The 16,650-nt window shown below is 67.7% G+C and carries 13 protein-coding genes and 1 tRNA gene; 8 read left to right on the top strand and 6 right to left on the bottom strand.

The annotated features are described in order from the left end of the window. The first annotated feature begins 53 nt into the window (after positions 1 to 53). The 4 genes from ACN6LB_RS28395 to ACN6LB_RS28410 are packed head-to-tail and all read left to right on the top strand — an operon-like array spanning position 54 to position 4,394. Complete coding sequence (locus tag ACN6LB_RS28395; protein WP_356144201.1) at positions 54 to 986, top strand: branched-chain amino acid ABC transporter permease; 933 nt, start codon at positions 54 to 56, stop codon at positions 984 to 986. 5 nt (positions 987 to 991) lie between these two features. After that, the gene (locus tag ACN6LB_RS28400) at positions 992 to 2,785 is read left to right on the top strand and encodes a branched-chain amino acid ABC transporter permease (protein WP_445028367.1); all 1,794 of its coding nucleotides are present in this window, start codon (positions 992 to 994) and stop codon (positions 2,783 to 2,785) included. An 8-nt stretch (positions 2,786 to 2,793) separates the two neighbouring features. Further along, positions 2,794 to 3,681: an ABC transporter ATP-binding protein gene (locus ACN6LB_RS28405; RefSeq protein WP_445028368.1), complete on the top strand. Its 888-nt coding sequence runs from the start codon at positions 2,794 to 2,796 to the stop codon at positions 3,679 to 3,681. Next, positions 3,678 to 4,394, top strand: coding sequence for an ABC transporter ATP-binding protein (locus ACN6LB_RS28410; RefSeq protein WP_445028369.1), 717 nt, complete (start codon positions 3,678 to 3,680; stop codon positions 4,392 to 4,394). Before ACN6LB_RS28405 ends, ACN6LB_RS28410 begins: the two co-directional genes overlap by 4 nt. A gap of 81 nt (positions 4,395 to 4,475) precedes the next feature. On the opposite strand, the gene ACN6LB_RS28415 is transcribed toward ACN6LB_RS28410, so the two are convergent. Continuing rightward, complete coding sequence (locus ACN6LB_RS28415) at positions 4,476 to 5,132, bottom strand: ANTAR domain-containing response regulator (RefSeq protein WP_356144209.1); 657 nt, start codon at positions 5,130 to 5,132, stop codon at positions 4,476 to 4,478. A gap of 317 nt (positions 5,133 to 5,449) precedes the next feature. Between ACN6LB_RS28415 and ACN6LB_RS28420 the strand changes: the two genes are divergently transcribed. Then, positions 5,450 to 5,522: transfer RNA gene (locus ACN6LB_RS28420), tRNA-Leu, on the top strand. Positions 5,523 to 5,628: 106 nt separating this feature from the next. Then, a complete protein-coding gene (locus ACN6LB_RS28425; RefSeq protein WP_445028370.1) occupies positions 5,629 to 6,393 on the top strand; it encodes a transcriptional regulator in 765 nt (254 codons plus the stop codon). 2 nt (positions 6,394 to 6,395) lie between these two features. Here ACN6LB_RS28425 and pyk read toward each other — a convergent pair whose 3' ends face one another. Both pyk and ACN6LB_RS28435 read right to left on the bottom strand, forming a co-directional pair. Next, a complete protein-coding gene (gene pyk, locus ACN6LB_RS28430) occupies positions 6,396 to 7,832 on the bottom strand; it encodes a pyruvate kinase (RefSeq protein ID WP_445028371.1) in 1,437 nt (478 codons plus the stop codon). Between the two features lie 133 nt (positions 7,833 to 7,965). Then, on the bottom strand, positions 7,966 to 8,685 hold the full coding sequence (locus ACN6LB_RS28435) for an SIMPL domain-containing protein (RefSeq protein ID WP_445028372.1): 720 nt from the start codon (positions 8,683 to 8,685) through the stop codon (positions 7,966 to 7,968). Positions 8,686 to 8,834: 149 nt separating this feature from the next. On the opposite strand from ACN6LB_RS28435, the gene ACN6LB_RS28440 reads away from it, so the two are divergent. After that, positions 8,835 to 10,643 (top strand): bifunctional metallophosphatase/5'-nucleotidase, encoded by a 1,809-nt coding sequence (locus tag ACN6LB_RS28440; protein WP_356144217.1) that lies wholly within the window; start codon positions 8,835 to 8,837, stop codon positions 10,641 to 10,643. Between the two features lie 11 nt (positions 10,644 to 10,654). Here the strand turns inward: ACN6LB_RS28440 and ACN6LB_RS28445 are convergent, their stop codons facing one another. Continuing rightward, the gene (locus ACN6LB_RS28445) at positions 10,655 to 11,806 is read right to left on the bottom strand and encodes a GDSL-type esterase/lipase family protein (RefSeq protein ID WP_445028373.1); all 1,152 of its coding nucleotides are present in this window, start codon (positions 11,804 to 11,806) and stop codon (positions 10,655 to 10,657) included. 123 nt (positions 11,807 to 11,929) lie between these two features. Between ACN6LB_RS28445 and ACN6LB_RS28450 the strand changes: the two genes are divergently transcribed. Then, the gene (locus ACN6LB_RS28450; protein WP_445028374.1) at positions 11,930 to 13,465 is read left to right on the top strand and encodes a hypothetical protein; all 1,536 of its coding nucleotides are present in this window, start codon (positions 11,930 to 11,932) and stop codon (positions 13,463 to 13,465) included. Positions 13,466 to 13,474: 9 nt separating this feature from the next. Here the strand turns inward: ACN6LB_RS28450 and ACN6LB_RS28455 are convergent, their stop codons facing one another. Both ACN6LB_RS28455 and ACN6LB_RS28460 read right to left on the bottom strand, forming a co-directional pair. Beyond that, complete coding sequence (locus ACN6LB_RS28455) at positions 13,475 to 14,887, bottom strand: lysine N(6)-hydroxylase/L-ornithine N(5)-oxygenase family protein (RefSeq protein ID WP_445028375.1); 1,413 nt, start codon at positions 14,885 to 14,887, stop codon at positions 13,475 to 13,477. Continuing rightward, on the bottom strand, positions 14,884 to 16,251 hold the full coding sequence (locus tag ACN6LB_RS28460) for a pyridoxal phosphate-dependent decarboxylase family protein (RefSeq protein WP_445028376.1): 1,368 nt from the start codon (positions 16,249 to 16,251) through the stop codon (positions 14,884 to 14,886). Before ACN6LB_RS28460 ends, ACN6LB_RS28455 begins: the two co-directional genes overlap by 4 nt. Between the last annotated feature and the right edge of the window lie 399 nt (positions 16,252 to 16,650).

A 16,650-nucleotide genomic window follows, 5' to 3' on the forward strand; every position in this document is an offset into this window, starting at 1 on the left:
AAACCCCCCCCCCCCGCGGAGTCATATCCGACACGCTCATCGGAGGCCCTGCGGTGCACGAACTGCCGCAAACGCTGGCCAACGGCCTGACCCTCGGTGCCCTGTATGGCCTCATCGCCATCGGCTACACCATGGTTTACGGGATCGTCCAGCTCATCAACTTCGCCCACGGCGAGATCTACATGATCGGGGGCTTCGGAGCCCTCACCATCTACATCTGGCTCCCCAGCGGCACCTCGCTGGTCCTCGCCATCCCGCTCATGATCATCGGCGGCGTCATCGCCTCGGTGGCCGTCGGCACCGCCGCCGAGAGATTCGCCTACCGGCCCCTGCGCAACGCGCCACGCCTGGCCCCGCTGATCACCGCAATCGGCCTCTCCATCGCCCTCCAGCAGCTCGTCTGGGGCTTCTACCCCGACGCCAAGAAGGCCCGCAGCTTCCCCGAATTCCAGGGCGATGCCTTCAAGATCACCGACAACCTGCAGCTCCAGCGCGCCGACGTCTTCCTCCTGCTCGCCGCTCCGCTCTGCATGTTCATGCTCGGCGTCTTCGTCTCCAAGAGCCGCGCAGGCCGCGCCATGCAGGCCACCTCGCAGGACCCCGACACCGCCAAGCTCATGGGCGTCAACACCGACCGCATCATCGTCATGGCCTTCGCCATCGGCGCCGCGTTCGCCGCCGTCGCCGCCGTCTCCTACGGCCTCAAGTACGGCCAGATCAACTACGAGATGGGCTTCATCGCCGGCCTCAAGGCCTTCACCGCAGCCGTCCTCGGCGGCATCGGCAACATCTACGGCGCCATGCTCGGCGGCGTCGTCCTCGGCCTCGCCGAAGCCCTCTCCATCACGTACATCCAGGACATCCCCGGAATGGACAAGCTCGGCGGCGGCGCCTGGGCCAACGTCTGGGCCTTCGTCCTCCTCATCGTCGTCCTCCTCGTCAGGCCACAAGGCCTACTGGGCGAACGCGTCGCGGACAGGGCGTGATACCGATGACCACCACCGAGACTCACAAGACCGCCCCGGTCATCCCGCTCCCCGAGGCAGGCGCACGCCTCGCCCTCGCCATCGGAGCAGCCGCCACCCTCGCCAGCACCTTCCTCTCCTGGACCTACACCACCGAATTCCCCGGCGACCTCACCGTCACCGGCTACCCCGGCGGTCTCCAGGTCCTCACCCTCATCGGCGCGGCCCTCACCCTCCTCTACGCCCTCGCAGGCTTCGGAGTACGCGGCCTCGGCTGGCTCAACCCCGCCGGCAGCAACACCCCCGTACTGCTGATGGCCCTCGGCACCTTCGCCACCACCTGGTACACCATCGTCGCCATCGCCGGCGAACTCGGCGGGGTCGTGAACCTCGACCCCGGCGGCTTCGTCGCCGCGGGCGCCTCACTCATCACCCTGCTCGCCGCCCTCGGTCTCCCCCTCCCCCGGGACACCGACCCCACCAGCAGCCGCTTCGCCAGGGCAACCGCCCCGATCCTCGGGACCGCCCACGGCCGCCTCAAGCAGCCCAAGGAACTCAACCCCTGGGTCGAAATCGGCATCATCATCGCCGCCTTCGCCCTCGGCCTCTTCGTCGCCGCCTACGGCATCGAAACCCCCTACGGCGAACTCTTCGTCGGCTTCCTCATCATCACCGGCTTCGCCCTCGGTGGCCTCGCCCGCGCCGGACTCACCACCCGCCTGCGTGCCCTCACCACCAAGCACCGCCAGGTGACCGTCGGCGCCGCCTTCGCAGCCGCCGCGGCATTCCCCTTCACCCAGGACACCGACGAGTTCACCCTCCTCGCCGTCAGCATCCTGATCTTCGCCACCGTCGCCCTCGGCCTCAACGTCGTCGTCGGCCTCGCCGGACTCCTCGACCTCGGATACGTCGCCTTCCTCGGCGTCGGCGCCTACACCGCGGCCCTCGTCTCCGGCAGCACCGCGTCGACCTTCGACGTCAAGTTCCCCTTCTGGGCCGCCGCCCTCACCGGCGCCGCCGCATCCCTCATCTTCGGCGTCCTCATCGGCGCACCCACCCTGCGGCTGCGCGGCGACTACCTCGCCATCGTCACCCTCGGCTTCGGAGAAATCTTCCGCATCGCCATGGGCAACCTCGACGGCACCTCCGGGCCCAACATCACCAACGGCCCCAACGGCATCCCCAACATCCCCGACCTCGTGATCTTCGGCTACGACTTCGGCGCCGAGCACACCATCGCCGGATTCACCCTCGGCTCCTACGCCAACTACTTCTGGCTGATGCTCTTCGTCACCGCCATCGTCGTCACCGTCTTCGCCCGCGCCGGCAACTCCCGCATCGGCCGCGCCTGGGTCGCCATCCGCGAGGACGAGACCGCCGCCACCGCCATGGGCATCAACGGCTTCCGCGTCAAGCTCATCGCCTTCGCCCTCGGCGCCACCCTCGCCGGCCTCGCCGGCACCGTGCAGGCACACGTCCAGCACACCGTCGTACCCGAGATGTACGTCTTCGCAGGACCCGTCCCGCCCAGCTCCGCCTTCCTCCTCGCCGCCGTCATCCTCGGCGGCATGGGAACCATCACGGGCCCGCTCATCGGCGCGACACTCCTCTACGTCATCCCCACCAAGCTGCAGTTCCTCAACGACTACCAGCTGCTCTTCTTCGGTGTCGCGCTCGTCGTCCTGATGCGCTTCCGCCCCGAAGGAATCGTCGCCAACAAGCGACAGCAGCTCGAATACCACGAGACCGACCAACTCGACGTACCCGAAGACGCAACGCTCCCCGAAGGCACGGTCGGCGTCTCCAAGGCAGGGGCGTGAGAACCGAAATGACCACGAACACCACCACCGAGCCCACGCCCGGCACTCCCGTACTCGAAGCCTCCGGCGTCACCATGCGCTTCGGCGGCCTCACCGCCGTACGCAGCGTCGACTTCACCGTCAACACCGGTGAGATCGTCGGCCTCATCGGCCCCAACGGCGCCGGCAAGACCACCTTCTTCAACTGCCTCACCGGCCTCTACATCCCCACCGAGGGCACCGTCCGCTACCAGGGCAAAGTCCTCCCGGCCAAGCCCCACCTGGTCACCAAGGCCGGCATGGCCCGCACCTTCCAGAACATCCGGCTCTTCGCCAACATGACCGTCCTGGAAAACGTGCTCGTCGGCCGCCACACCCGGACCAAGGAAGGGCTGTGGTCCGCGCTGCTGCGCGGCCCCGGCTTCAAGAAGGCCGAACGCGCCTCCGAGGAACGCGCCATGGAACTCCTCGAGTTCATCGGCCTCGCCGAAAAGCGCGACCACCTCGCCCGCAACCTCCCCTACGGCGAACAGCGCAAGCTGGAAATCGCCAGGGCACTGGCGAGCGAGCCGGGCCTCCTGCTGCTCGACGAGCCGACAGCAGGCATGAACCCCCAGGAGACCCGGGCCACCGAGGAACTCGTCTTCGCCATCCGTGACAAGGGCATCGCCGTCCTCGTCATCGAGCACGACATGCGCTTCATCTTCAACCTGTGCGACCGCGTCGCCGTCCTCGTCCAGGGCGAAAAGCTCGTCGAGGGCACCTCCGACGTCGTCCAGGCCGACGAACGCGTCGTCGCCGCCTACCTCGGCGAGCCCTTCGAAGGCGCCCCCGGAAACGCCGAGATCGCCGAAGTGGAAGCGGCCGAAGCCGCCGACACACCCGGCAGCACCAGCACCAAGGGAGACGCCCAGTGACCGCACTGCTCGAGGTCGAGGACCTCAGGGTCGCCTACGGCAAGATCGAAGCCGTCAAGGGCATCTCCTTCAGCGTCGAAGCAGGCGAGGTCGTCACCCTCATCGGCACCAACGGCGCCGGCAAGACCACCACCCTGCGCACCCTGTCGGGACTCCTCAAGCCCACCTCGGGCCGCATCGTCTTCGACGGCAAGCCGCTGACCCACGTCCCCGCCCACAAGATCGTCGCCCTCGGACTCGCCCACTCCCCCGAAGGCCGGCACATCTTCCCCCGCCTCACCATCGCCGAGAACCTCCACCTCGGGGCGTTCCTCCGCAAGGACAAGGCAGGCATCGAGAAGGACATCCAGCGCGCCTACGACCTCTTCCCCATCCTGGGAGAGCGCCGCAAGCAGGCCGCGGGCACCCTCTCCGGCGGCGAACAGCAAATGCTCGCCATGGGCCGCGCCCTCATGTCCCAGCCCAAACTGCTCATGCTCGACGAACCCTCCATGGGCCTCTCCCCGATCATGATGCAGAAGATCATGTCCACCATCGCCGAGCTGAAGGCCTCCGGGACAACGATTCTGCTCGTCGAGCAGAACGCCCAGGCAGCCCTCTCCCTCGCCGACCAGGGACACGTCATGGAGGTCGGCAACATCGTCCTCTCCGGCACCGGCCGGCACCTGCTGACCGACGAGTCCGTCCGCAAGGCCTACCTCGGCGAGGACTGACACACCCCCGGGCACACGACGGGGCCCGCACCCCTGGGCAGGGGTGCGGGCCTCGTCGTACGTACCGGGCCTGCGGCGGGCTCAGCCCTTCGCCGACTTCTTCTCCTCGGCGTCCAGAATGACCGCCTCGGCGACCTGCTGCATCGACATGCGCCGGTCCATCGACGTCTTCTGGATCCACCGGAACGCGGCGGGCTCCGTCAGGCCGTACTCCGTCTGAAGCACCGACTTCGCCCGGTCCACCAGCTTCCGCGTCTCCAGCCGCTGGGTGAGATCCTCGATCTCCCTCTCCAGCGCCTTCAGCTCGGTGAACCGGGACACCGCCATCTCGATCGCCGGCACCACGTCCGTCTTGCTGAACGGCTTCACGAGGTACGCCATCGCACCCGCGTCACGCGCCCGCTCGACGAGGTCGCGCTGCGAGAACGCGGTCAGCATCAGCACCGGGGCGATACTCTCCTCGGCGATCTTCTCCGCCGCCGAGATGCCATCCAGCTTCGGCATCTTCACATCGAGAATCACCAGGTCCGGACGGTGCTCACGGGCCAGCTCGACGGCCTGCTCACCGTCACCCGCCTCACCTACGACGGTGTAACCCTCTTCCTCGAGCATCTCTTTGAGGTCGAGACGGATCAGCGCCTCGTCCTCGGCGATGACGACACGGGTCGTCAGCGGAGGCACGTGCGACTTGTCGTCGTCGGGCGCGTCCACGGGCTGGGGCGACTCGGGGGCGGTCACGGGGGCGCTCCTTGTTCCAGGCAGGGCGGGGCGATGCACCTAGAGCCTACCTAGTGCGGTGACCTCATAGGTTCGCCGGTTGCTGATGATCTTCACGTGGAGTCGCCGGCGGCTCAGCACCGATCGTCTGCGCCGGCGTCGGCTGCGACGGGTACGTCTCGGGGCGGCCTCTCCGGCTACAGGGTGGGCCGCATCGGAGGGGTGCGGCCTGACCCCGGGCGCGCTCGCAGACGGGCGGGGATACTGCTCCCGAGAGCCCGCCTGGCTACGGTAAGGTGGTGACACGGCGGGCGACCGCTGACCTTTGTTTCAAAGGGGCCCCGGTAGCCCAGCGGTAGAGGCCATGGATTCAAAACCCATCCAGCGTCGGTTCGAATCCGACTCGGGGCACTTTTCCTTGGATTACAAGGTCACCATCAGAAAGCGGATGTTCCCGTTCTCGTGAACATCCGCTTTTTGCTGCGTGTCGCGGCGATCACTCTCACAAAGTGGCCGCATGTACGACATGGGCACACGCGAGCGGGCTCTCGCTCTGGTCAGCCAGGGACGCAGCATGAATTCCGTCAGCAAGGAGTTGGGCATCTCCAGGGCGGCTATCCGCTCCTGGCAGATACGCATCGAGCCGCTCGACTCGCGTCGCGCAAATCCCTGCCCCCGATGCAGCAGTGCCCCGGAACAACCTGACGACCCGGCCGCATACCCCTATTTGTTGGGCCTCTACCTCGGCGACGGCTGCATCAGCCCTTCTCGGCGGGGCGTCCACTTCCTCCGCATCGCGTGCGCGGACGCCTGGCCCGGCCTGATCGACGCCTGCGCAGAGGCCGTGCAAACCCTCCGTCCGACGAACAAGGTCTTTCGCGTCCAGCGCCAGGGTTGCCAATACGTCACCTGCTACAGCAAGCACTGGCCCTGCCTGTTCCCCCAACACGGCCCCGGCAAGAAACACAACCGAGAGATCGCTCTCGAACCCTGGCAACAGGACATCGTCGACACCCACCCGTGGCAATTCATCCGCGGCCTCATCCACTCCGACGGATGTCGCATCACCAACTGGACCGAGAAGGCGATCGCGGGGGAACGCAAACGCTACGAATACCCCCGGTACTTCTTCACCAACCTGTCCGGCGACATCATCCAGCTCTTCACCAGCACCCTGGACGCCCTCGACGTCGATTGGAAACAGCCGAACGGGCGCAACATCTCCATCGCCCGCAAAGCCTCCGTAGCCCTCATGTATGCCCACGTGGGCCCCAAGTACTGAAGCTACTTCGGGCTGTCGTCCTCGCCGATGTGGTGGACCCGGACGAGGTTTGTCGAGCCGGAGACTCCGGGCGGGGAGCCGGCGGTGATGACGACGATGTCGCCCTTCTGGCAGCGGCCGTACTTGAGGAGGAGTTCGTCGACCTGGTCGACCATCGCGTCCGTGGAGTCGACGTGCGGGCCGAGGAACGTCTCCACGCCCCAGGTCAGGTTCAGTTGGGAGCGGGTGGCCGGGAGGGGGGTGAAGGCGAGCAGGGGGATCGGGGAGCGGTAGCGGGAGAGGCGGCGGACGGTGTCGCCGGACTGGGTGAAGGCGACAAGGAACTTGGCGCCGAGGAAGTCGCCCATCTCCGCGGCCGCGCGGGCCACGGCACCGCCCTGGGTGCGGGGCTTGTTGCGCTCGGTCAGCGGCGGGAGCCCCTTGGCGAGGATGTCCTCCTCGGCGGCCTCGACGATCTTCGCCATCGTACGGACCGTCTCGATGGGGTACTTGCCGACGCTGGTCTCGCCGGAGAGCATCACGGCGTCGGTGCCGTCGATGACGGCGTTGGCGACGTCGGAGGCCTCGGCCCGGGTCGGGCGGGAGTTGTCGATCATCGAGTCGAGCATCTGCGTCGCGACGATGACGGGCTTGGCGTTGCGCTTGGCGAGTTTGATGGTGCGCTTTTGGACGATGGGGACTTGTTCGAGGGGCATTTCGACGCCGAGGTCGCCGCGGGCGACCATGATGCCGTCGAAGGCGGCGACGATGTCGTCGATGTTGTCGACGGCCTGGGGCTTTTCGACCTTGGCGATGACGGGGAGGCGGCGGCCTTCTTCGTCCATGATGCGGTGGACGTCCTCGATGTCCTTGCCGCTGCGGACGAAGGAGAGGGCGATGACGTCGGCGCCGGTGCGCAGGGCCCAGCGGAGGTCGGCTTCGTCCTTGTCGGAGAGGGCGGGGACGGAGACGGCGACGCCGGGGAGGTTGAGTCCCTTGTGGTCGGAGACCATGCCGCCTTCGATGACGGTGGTGTGGACTCGGGGGCCGTCGACGGTGGTGACTTCGAGGCAGACCTTGCCGTCGTCGACGAGGATGCGTTCGCCTGGGGTGACGTCGTCGGCGAGGCCGGGGTAGGTGGTGCCGCAGGTCTGGCGGTCGCCTTCGGTGCCTTCTTCGACGGTGATGGTGAAGGTGTCTCCGCGTTCAAGGAGTACGGGACCTTCGGTGAAGCGGCCGAGTCGGATCTTCGGGCCTTGTAGGTCGGCGAGGATGCCGACGCTGCGGCCGGTTTCGTCGGAGGCCTTTCGGACGCGGTGGTAGCGCTCCTCGTGTTCGGCGTAGGTGCCGTGGCTGAGGTTGAGGCGGGCTACGTCCATTCCGGCTTCGACCAGGGCTTTGATCTGGTCGTATGTGTCGGTGGCGGGGCCCAGGGTACAGACGATTTTTGCTCGGCGCATGGTTTGAGCCTAGGCCTTACCGATCGGTAGGTAATTGGCTCTGCATGACTACTCAACAACCTTTCGGTGAAGGCTTGTTGACAAGGGTTGAATTGTGCGCCGCGTTGCTCCGATGAGCGCCGTTGCGTCTTTTTTACAGCGTCGGCGGCGTCATGGTGAAGCGGGCGTTGACCTGGGCGTGGACGTGTTGGCGTTGGGGTTCGAGGTCGAGGGGTGCGGCGGTGTCCTCGATGTCGGCGGCGTAGGCCATGGAGCGCATGCGGCGGCCGGATTGGGCTTCGGCGGCGTAGGGCTGGGTGTTTTCGGCGCCGAGGTCGGCGATTTCGACGAGGGCGGCGAGGGTGGTGCCGAGGGCGCCGGCGTATTCGCGGGCGCGTTGGACGGCTTCGTGGACTGCTTTTTGGCGGGCTTCGCGGTGGGCGGGTGAGTCGGGGCGCAGGGCCCACCAGGGGCCGTCGACGCGGGTGATGTCGAGGTCGGCGAGTCGGGTGGTGAGTTCGCCGAGGGCGGTGAAGTCGGTGAGTTCGGCGGTGATGTGGACGTGGCCGAGGTAGGCGCGGATGCGTTCGCCGCGGCCGTGTTCGCGGAGTTCGGGGGTGATGGAGAAGGCGCCGGTTTCCAGGCGTTCGACGGCGTCTCCGTAGGTTTTGATGAGGTCGAGGGTGGTGGTGTTGCGGCGGGTGAGGTCGTCGAGGGTGGTGCGGCGGTCTTTGCCGCGGGCGGCGACGGTGATGCCGATGCGGGCGATTTCCGGGTCGACTTCGAGGTGGGCTTCGCCACGGACGGCGATGCGGGGTGCGTCGGGGGTGCCGTAGGGGAGGTGGGGGCGGGGTTCCTCTGCGGTGGGTGGCATACGTCCCACTCTGTCAGTTGATGCCTTCTGCGGAAGGGGTTTGCGCTGCCTGCTGGTCACCAGATGGAAACGTCCGGGATCTGTTCAAGGTGCGGTGGGTGGGTCAGAATCTACGCGCGTTGTTGACCGTTCCCCGAGGAGTACTAGAGATGCCGTTGAACCGTCGGAAGTTCCTGAAGAAGTCCGCTGTGACCGGGGCGGGGGTTGCGCTGGCCGGTGCGGTCGCGGCTCCTGGTGCGCAGGCGGCGGAGGCGTCCGGGGTAGCCGCGAAGGGCCGGAAGCGGTATTCGCTGACGGTGCTGGGCACGACCGATCTGCATGGTCATGTCTTCAACTGGGACTACTTCAAGAACGCGGAGTACGCGGACAAGGCGGGCAACGCGCAGGGTCTGGCGCGGATTTCGACGCTGGTGAACGAGATCCGTGCGGAGAAGGGTCGTTGCAACACGCTGCTGCTGGATGCGGGTGACACGATCCAGGGGACGCCGCTGACGTATTACTACGCGAAGGTGGATCCGATCACCGCGAAGGGTGGTCCGGTGCACCCGATGGCGCAGGCGATGAACGCGATCGGGTTCGACGCTGCGGCGTTGGGCAACCACGAGTTCAACTACGGCATCGAGACGCTGCGGAAGTTCGAGTCGCAGCTTCACTTCCCGCTGTTGGGCGCGAACGCGTTGGACGCGAAGACGCTGAAGCCGGCGTTTGCGCCGTACTTCATCAAGAAGTTCCATGTGAAGGGTGCGCCGCCGGTGAAGGTGGCGGTGCTGGGGCTGACGAATCCGGGTATCGCGATCTGGGACAAGGCGTATGTGCAGGGGAAGTTGACGTTCCCGGGTCTTGAGGAGCAGGCGGCGAAGTGGGTGCCGAAGCTTCGGTCGATGGGTGCGGACGTGGTGGTCGTGTCGGCGCACTCGGGTTCTTCGGGTACGTCGTCGTACGGTGATCAGCTGCCGTATGTGGAGAACTCGGCGGCGTTGGTGGCGCAGCAGGTGCCGGGGATCGACGCGATTCTGGTGGGTCACGCGCATGTGGAGATCCCGGAGTTGAAGGTCACGAACACGAAGACGGGCAGGACGGTGGTCCTGTCGGAGCCGTTGGCGTATGCGGAGCGGTTGTCGGTCTTCGACTTCGAGTTGGTTTTCGAGAAGGGCCGGTGGCAGGTCGAGTCGGTGGCGTCGTCGGTGCGCAACTCGAATTCGGTGGCGGACGATCCGAAGATCACGAAGCTGTTGAAGGACGAGCACGACGTGGTCGTGGCGTACGTCAATCAGGTGGTCGGTACGGCGACTGAGACGTTGACGACGGTGGACGCGCGGTACAAGGACGCTGCGATCATCGATCTGATCACCAAGGTGCAGGAGGACGTGGTCAAGGCGGCGTTGGTGGGGACGGAGTATGCGTCGTTGCCGGTGATCGCGCAGGCGTCGCCGTTCTCGCGTACGTCGGAGATCCCGGCCGGGAAGGTGACGATCCGGGATCTGTCGGGTCTGTATGTGTACGACAACACGCTGGTCGCGAAGGTGTTGACGGGTGCGCAGGTGCGGGCGTATCTGGAGTACTCGGCGGAGTACTTCGTGCAGACGGCGGCCGATGCGGTGGTCGATGTGGAGAAGCTGACCAATGCGGGTGGCCGTCCGGACTACAACTACGACTATGTGTCGGGTTTCCGGTTCGACATCGACATCGCGCAGGCGGCGGGTTCGCGGATCAGGAATCTGACGTACGGCGGTGCGGCGTTGGATGACGCGCAGCAGTTCGTGTTGGCGGTGAACAACTACCGGGCGAATGGTGGCGGTGCGTTCCCGCATGTCGCGTCGGCGAAGGAGGTGTGGTCGGAGTCGACGGAGATCCGGACGCGGATCGCGGAGTGGGTGACGGCGAAGGGTGTGCTGGATCCGAAGGACTTCGCGTCGGTGGACTGGAAGCTGACGCGGAACGGTACGCCGGTTTTCTAGGGCTGCGTCTTTTACAGGTCCAGCAGGGATAGGTCCACGGCGTCGGCGATGGCTTTTGCGCCGGCGTCGTTGACGTGGAGGCCGTCGCCGGCGTTGTACTCGTCGCGGATGCGGTCGGGTCGGGCGGGGTCCGCGACGGCGGCGGCGACGTCGGTGACGGCGTCGAAGGGGTGGTTGTCGCCGAGGAGCCAGGCGTTGACCTCGCGGCGTACGGCTTGGCCGGCTTCGCTGTCGTAGCCGTCATAGAGGGTGCCCTGGTAGGGGCCGATCGTGGAGCCGATGACGGTGAGGCCGGCGGCGTGGAGGCGGTCGGCGAGGGTGGTGAGTCCGGCGGTGAGTTGGGCGGCGGTGGGCGGTGTGCCGGGTTCGGGGTAGGAGGTGAATCCGGGCAGGCCGAGGTCGTTGAGTCCGATGTGGATGAGGACGTGGCTGGCGCCGGGGACGGTGAGGACGTCGTGCTCGATGCGGGCGAGGAGGTGTTCGCCGATCTCGTCGGTGAGCAGGCGGTTGCCGGAGATGCCGGTGTTGACGATCCAGCCGCGGGTGAGTCGGCGGTCGAGTTGGCCGGGGAAGCTGTTGTCGGCGCCGGGGGTGGTGAAGGCTCCTTCGATCCAGGAGTCGCCGAAGGCGACGGCGATGCGGGTGCCTTCGGGTGCGCGGACGTCGATTCCGGTGAGGAAGTGTCCGGTCGTCAACTCCTCGGGGTCTTGGAGGGTTTCGGCGCTGAGCTGGTTGCCGGGGGCGGCGTGTCCGATGTCGTAGGGCACAGGGTTGTAGGTGGTGAGTCCGGTGTACTGCGGCAGGTAGAGGCTGACGACGAGTTCCTGCCCTGCGCGGAGGGTCTGTTCGACGGGGTCGCTGAAGATCTCTTCGCCGGCGGGGAGGGTGACAGCGGTGGCGCCGTCGAAGTGCAGGGCGGTGTCCGTGGAGACGTCGATGCCGCTGCCCTTGGTCCGTGTGGCGGTGTGTGCTCCGGCGATGTGCAGGGGTTCTTTCCCGTAGCGGTTGCTGAGCCGGATCCGGTATGCGGTGCCTGTGCCGGCCGGTCGTAGGGCTTGGCGGACGGTCTGGTCGGTGAAGCTGCGGGGTTCGAAGAGTTTGATGTCTTCGTGGGGGTTGATGACGGCTGAGCGGTGGGCTGCGGTCCATGCGGTGGTGGTCATGGCTGGCCCAACATCCTGGTGAGCGCGCTTTGTTCCATGGCTGATCCGTGAGACGCCTTCGGCCGGGGGCGGTTTCTGGTGTGCTGGGTGATCAGGTGTTTTCCGGGGAGGGCGGCCTTGGGTATGCGGCTCCACTATGACCAGCGGGTTCTGGCGATCGTTGAACTGCGCGGTGCGGGACGGGACATTGGGCAGGTTCGAGAGGCTTTCGCCGACAAGGGGTGGCGTGTCCTGAGCGAGAGCCGGGTGTCCCCTCTGGACGGCAGTGAGCGTCACGACACGGTGTTCATCGAGGTCGAGGTCCGGCTGTGGGGTGATGAGCGGCGGGCCGCGTTGGCTGCGCGCCGCCAGATCGAGGCGTTGGCCGATCGGCTCGCTGTCGAGTTGTCTCCGCGCGTGCTCGACCTGTTGCCCAGCAGGGGGCAGCATGAGCCCACGTGGCTTGTCCATGAGTCCTCCCCTGTTCCGCTGCGGAGGGTGCAGCGGTGGGCTCAGCGCCTGGGCTGGTACGACACATCACGTGTTGTCACAGGGCCGTCTTCCCCGCAGGCCGCGGACAGCTTCGCCCGGAAGGTGCTGCCGGGGTGGCCGGAACCTGAGCGCGGGTCGGTCGTGCGGGCTCGGCCGCCCGTGCTGCGCAATGCGGACACCTATGGGGCGGCGAGTATCTCGGACCGGGAGGCCCGGAAGATCGGTGTACGGGGCTTTCTGCTGAGCGTGCCGTCGGTGTTCTGCAGCCCGTGGGCAGTCGGTTTGGGGCTCACTCCGCTGGTGTTGCTTCCCCTGGCGGTCGCGGGCGTGTCGATTTGGGCGGCGGCCGCAAGGCTCGTTCTGCTCGAGCCGGCCGGCGAACGCTCACGGGTCCGGGCTCTGCTCCTCCCCACGCTGCTGCTTGCGCCCTTGGTCTACGGGGTGGCTGCGCTCCACTGGGGACCGGGATTCATGGCCGGTTGCCTCGCCACGCTTGCCGCCTGCATGTGGTGCGGCCGAGGTGTGTATCTGCTGTTCCGCCAGCTGGCCGGTCGGCAGATTCTCGCTACCGTGTCGGTCGCGCTTCTCCCTGCGGCGTTGCCGGGCCTCGCAGGCTGGGGTGCGGCTGTTCACGTGTTCTATGGAGCGGAGTTCGGCATTCCGCCGGAGGACATGGACATTGCTCAGGTGTGGAGGTTTCTGGCCTCCGCGTGGGTCTTCGTGACGGCGTTGGCCCTGACTCTCGCCGTCGGTGGTGTGATCGGCTACGTCGTCCACTACCGTCTCGTGATGGTCGAGAGGGTGACGATGCCCGTCCTTGTCCTGACGGTCTTCCTCGCCTACCTGTTGGCGGGCATGCTGCTCATCCTCGATCCGCCGTCCCAGGCGGGTGAGCGGGCCAAGGCGGATGTCGCCGCCAGGCAGGTACCGGCCCCGTACTTCGGCATTCACGCGGAGCCCGTGTGTCTGGTCCCCGTCGAGTCGGTCAGCAAGATTCCCGTGGTGGGCGGCCGTCTGGACCCCTCACGCGTCTATCTGTCCTTCGGGGTCGTCGACGGCACGGCTGCGCTCTGGGACCCGGAATCGAAGCGGGATCTGCGGGTTCCTGCGGACAAGATCACGTTGCTTCCGGCGAACCTGGTGGCAGGGCAGCTCCCCGTGGACTGTGGCTCCACGGCGGGTGGCTGACCGTTTGCTTCATCCTCTGAGCTGCACGGTGTTCGCCCTGGGGTGCGGCAACGACGGGGCCTGGGCGGGTTCCAGGCCGAAGGTGGTGAAAGCCGTGCGGCCGGGGAGGGGGTAGGGGTCCTTGCCGGTGACGGAGTTGAGGATGGTGGCGCTGCGCCAGGCGGCGAGGCCGAGGTCGGGGGTGCCTACGCCGTGGCTGTGGAGTTCGGCGTTCTGGACGTAGGCGTGGCCGGTGACGGAGGGGTCGAGGACGAGGCGGAACTGGTCGTCGATGCGGGGGCGGGCGCTGCTGTCGCGGCGGAGGTAGGGGTCGAGGCCGGCGAGGATGCGGTCGAGGGGTCGTTCGCGGTAGCCGGTGGCGAGGATGACGGCGTCGGTGGTGAGCCGGGAGCGGGCGCCCTGCTGGATGTGTTCGAGGTGGAGTTCGACTTTGGTGGTGGCGACGCGGCCTGCGGTGCGGACGTTGACTCCGGGGGTGAGGACGGCGTCGGGCCAGCCGCCGTGCAGGGTGCGGCGGTAGAGCTCGTCGTGGATGGCGGCGAGGGTTGCGGCGTCGATGCCCTTGTGGAGTTGCCACTGGGTGGCGAGGAGGCGGTCGCGGACGGGTTCGTTGAGGGCGTGGAAGTAGCGGGTGTAGTCGGGGGTGAAGTGTTCGAGGCCGAGCTTGGAGTACTCCATGGGGGCGAAGGCTTCGGTGCGGGCCAGCCAGTGGAGTCTTTCGCGTCCGGCGGGGCGGTTTCTCAGGAGGTCGAGGAAGACTTCGGCGCCTGACTGTCCGGCGCCGATGACGGTGATGTGCTCGGCGGTGAGGAACTTGTCGCGGAAGGCGAGGTAGTCCGCGGCGTGGATGACGGGCACGCCGGGGGCTTCGACGAGGGGTTTGAGGGGTTCGGGGATGTGGGGGGCGGTGCCGATGCCGAGGACGATGTTGCGGGTGTGGGCGCGGCCGAGTGCCTCGGCTTCGCCGTCGCTGTCGAGTTGGGTGAAGTCGACTTCGAAGACGTCTCGTTCGGGGTTCCAGCGGACGGCGTCGACCTGGTGGGCGAAGTGGAGTCCGGGGAGGCTGTCTGCGACCCAGCGGCAGTAGGCGTCGTATTCGGCGCGTTGGATGTGGAAGCGCTCGGCGAAGTAGAAGGGGAAGAGGCGGCCGAGGGTTTTGAGGTAGTTGAGGAAGGTCCAGTGGCTGGCGGGGTCGGCGAGGGTCACCAGGTCGGCGAGGAAGGGGACTTGGAGGGTGGCGCCGTCGATCATGAGGCCGGGGTGCCAGTCGAAGGCGGGGCGTTGTTCGTAGAAGACGGTGTCGAGTTGGGTGAGGGGGTGGGCGAGGGCGGCGAGGGAGAGGTTGAAGGGGCCGATGCCGATGCCCACCAGGTCGCGGGGTGCTTCGGGTTCGTGGCGTGGAGGGGTGGGCGTGGGGTTCATCGGGGGGTGTGTCCTTCCACCAGTTTCAGGAGTCCGGCCAGGTCGCCGGGCCGGGTGTGGGGGTTGAGGAGGGTGGCTTTGAGCCAGAGGCGGCCGTCGAGTCGGGCGCGGCCGAGGACTGCGCGGCCTTCGTGGAGGAGGGTGCGGCGGGCGGCGGCGAGGGCGTCGTCGGAGGCATGGGCGGGGCGGAAGAGGACGGTGCTGATGGTGGGGCGGTCGTAGAGCTCGAAGTGGGGGTGTGCCTCGATGAGGTCGGCGAACTCGTGGGCGTGGTCGCAGACCTGGTCGACGAGGGCGCCGATGCCGGTGCGGCCGAGGGTTTTGAGGGTGACGGCGATTTTGAGGATGTCGGGGCGCCTGGTGGTGCGCAGGGAGCGCCCGAGGAGGTCGGGCAGGCCGGCTTCGGTGTCGTCGTCGGCGTTGAGGTAGTCGGCGTGGTGGGTGAGGGGGTGCAGGTCGCCGGGGTCGCGGACGGTGAGGAGGCCTGCGGCGACGGGTTGCCAGCCGAGTTTGTGCAGGTCGAGGGTGACGGTGTGGGCGCGTTCGAGGCCGTCGAGTTTGGTGCGGTGGCGGTTGCTGAAGAGGAGGCCTCCGCCGTAGGCGGCGTCGATGTGGAGGCGGGCGCCGTGGGTTTCGCACAGGTCGGCGATGTCGGGCAGGGGGTCGATGAGTCCGGCGTCGGTGGTTCCGGCGGTGGCGGCGACGAGGAGGGAGCCTTTGGGGCCGTGGAGTTCGGTGAGGGCTTCGTCGAGGGCGGCGGGGTCCATCGTTCCTGCGGGGGCGGGCACGACGACGGGGTCGGGCAGGCCGAGGAGCCAGGCGGCGCGGTGCAGTGAGTGGTGGGCGCCTGCTGCGCACAGGAGTTGGACGCTGCCATGTTTCTCGCGGGCGAGGAGCAGGGCGAGTTGGTTGGATTCGGTGCCGCCGGTGGTGACGAGGGCGTCGGTGGCGCCGGTCTCCTGGGCGAGTGCGCGGGTGACGAGGGCTTCGAGTGCGGAGGCGGCGGGGGCCTGGTCCCAGGAGTCCAGGGAGGGGTTGAGGGCGCTCGCGGCGAGGTCGGCGGCGGTGGCGACGGCGAGGGGCGGGCAGTGCAGGTGGGCGGCGCACAGGGGGTGGGCGGGGTCGGCGGCTCCGGCGGCGAGGGCCCGTACGAGGGTGTGCAGGGCGTTGTCGCTGCCGTGCTCGGGCAGGACGTCGCCGGCTGCTTCGCGTACGGCGCGGGTGACGGCTTCGGGGCCTCCGGCGGGCAGGGGGCCGCCGCGGGCCTCTCGGCCTTCTTCGAGGGCGTTGAGGACGGTGGCGAGCAACGGCCGCAGTGCGTCGGGGCCTTCGGGTCCTGAGGCGAGGTGCGGCTGCGTGCTCATGGGGGTCCTCCGGGGCGCGCGGCAGGGGGAATCCAAGCCTGTACACGTTTCGGTTCGGCGCGCCCGGTCGGGACAACGATCCGACCCGAAAGGGGGTACTGCCGTGCGGAGGAAATGTGGGGTGGGGACGGACGTGCTAGTGCTGGCGGGGGCGCCTGTCGCAGGGGGTGCGGTGTGTTGTGGGTCGGGTCCGTGCCGTCTGCTGGCGTGGGCGCCGTTCGCAGGGGGGTCCGTTGTGGGTCGGGTCCGTGCCGGTACGTCTTGCCCGTCGCCGCGTGGGCGTACTGCCCGGCACCCGAGAACGGCGAAACTCGGCTGGGAGCCTGCTACGCGACGGGCAGAGACGTACCGGCACGGACCCTTCCGTGCGTACGCGACTGCAGGTGCGTGGGGGCTGAT

The organism is Streptomyces sp. SAS_270 (genome assembly GCF_052543295.1).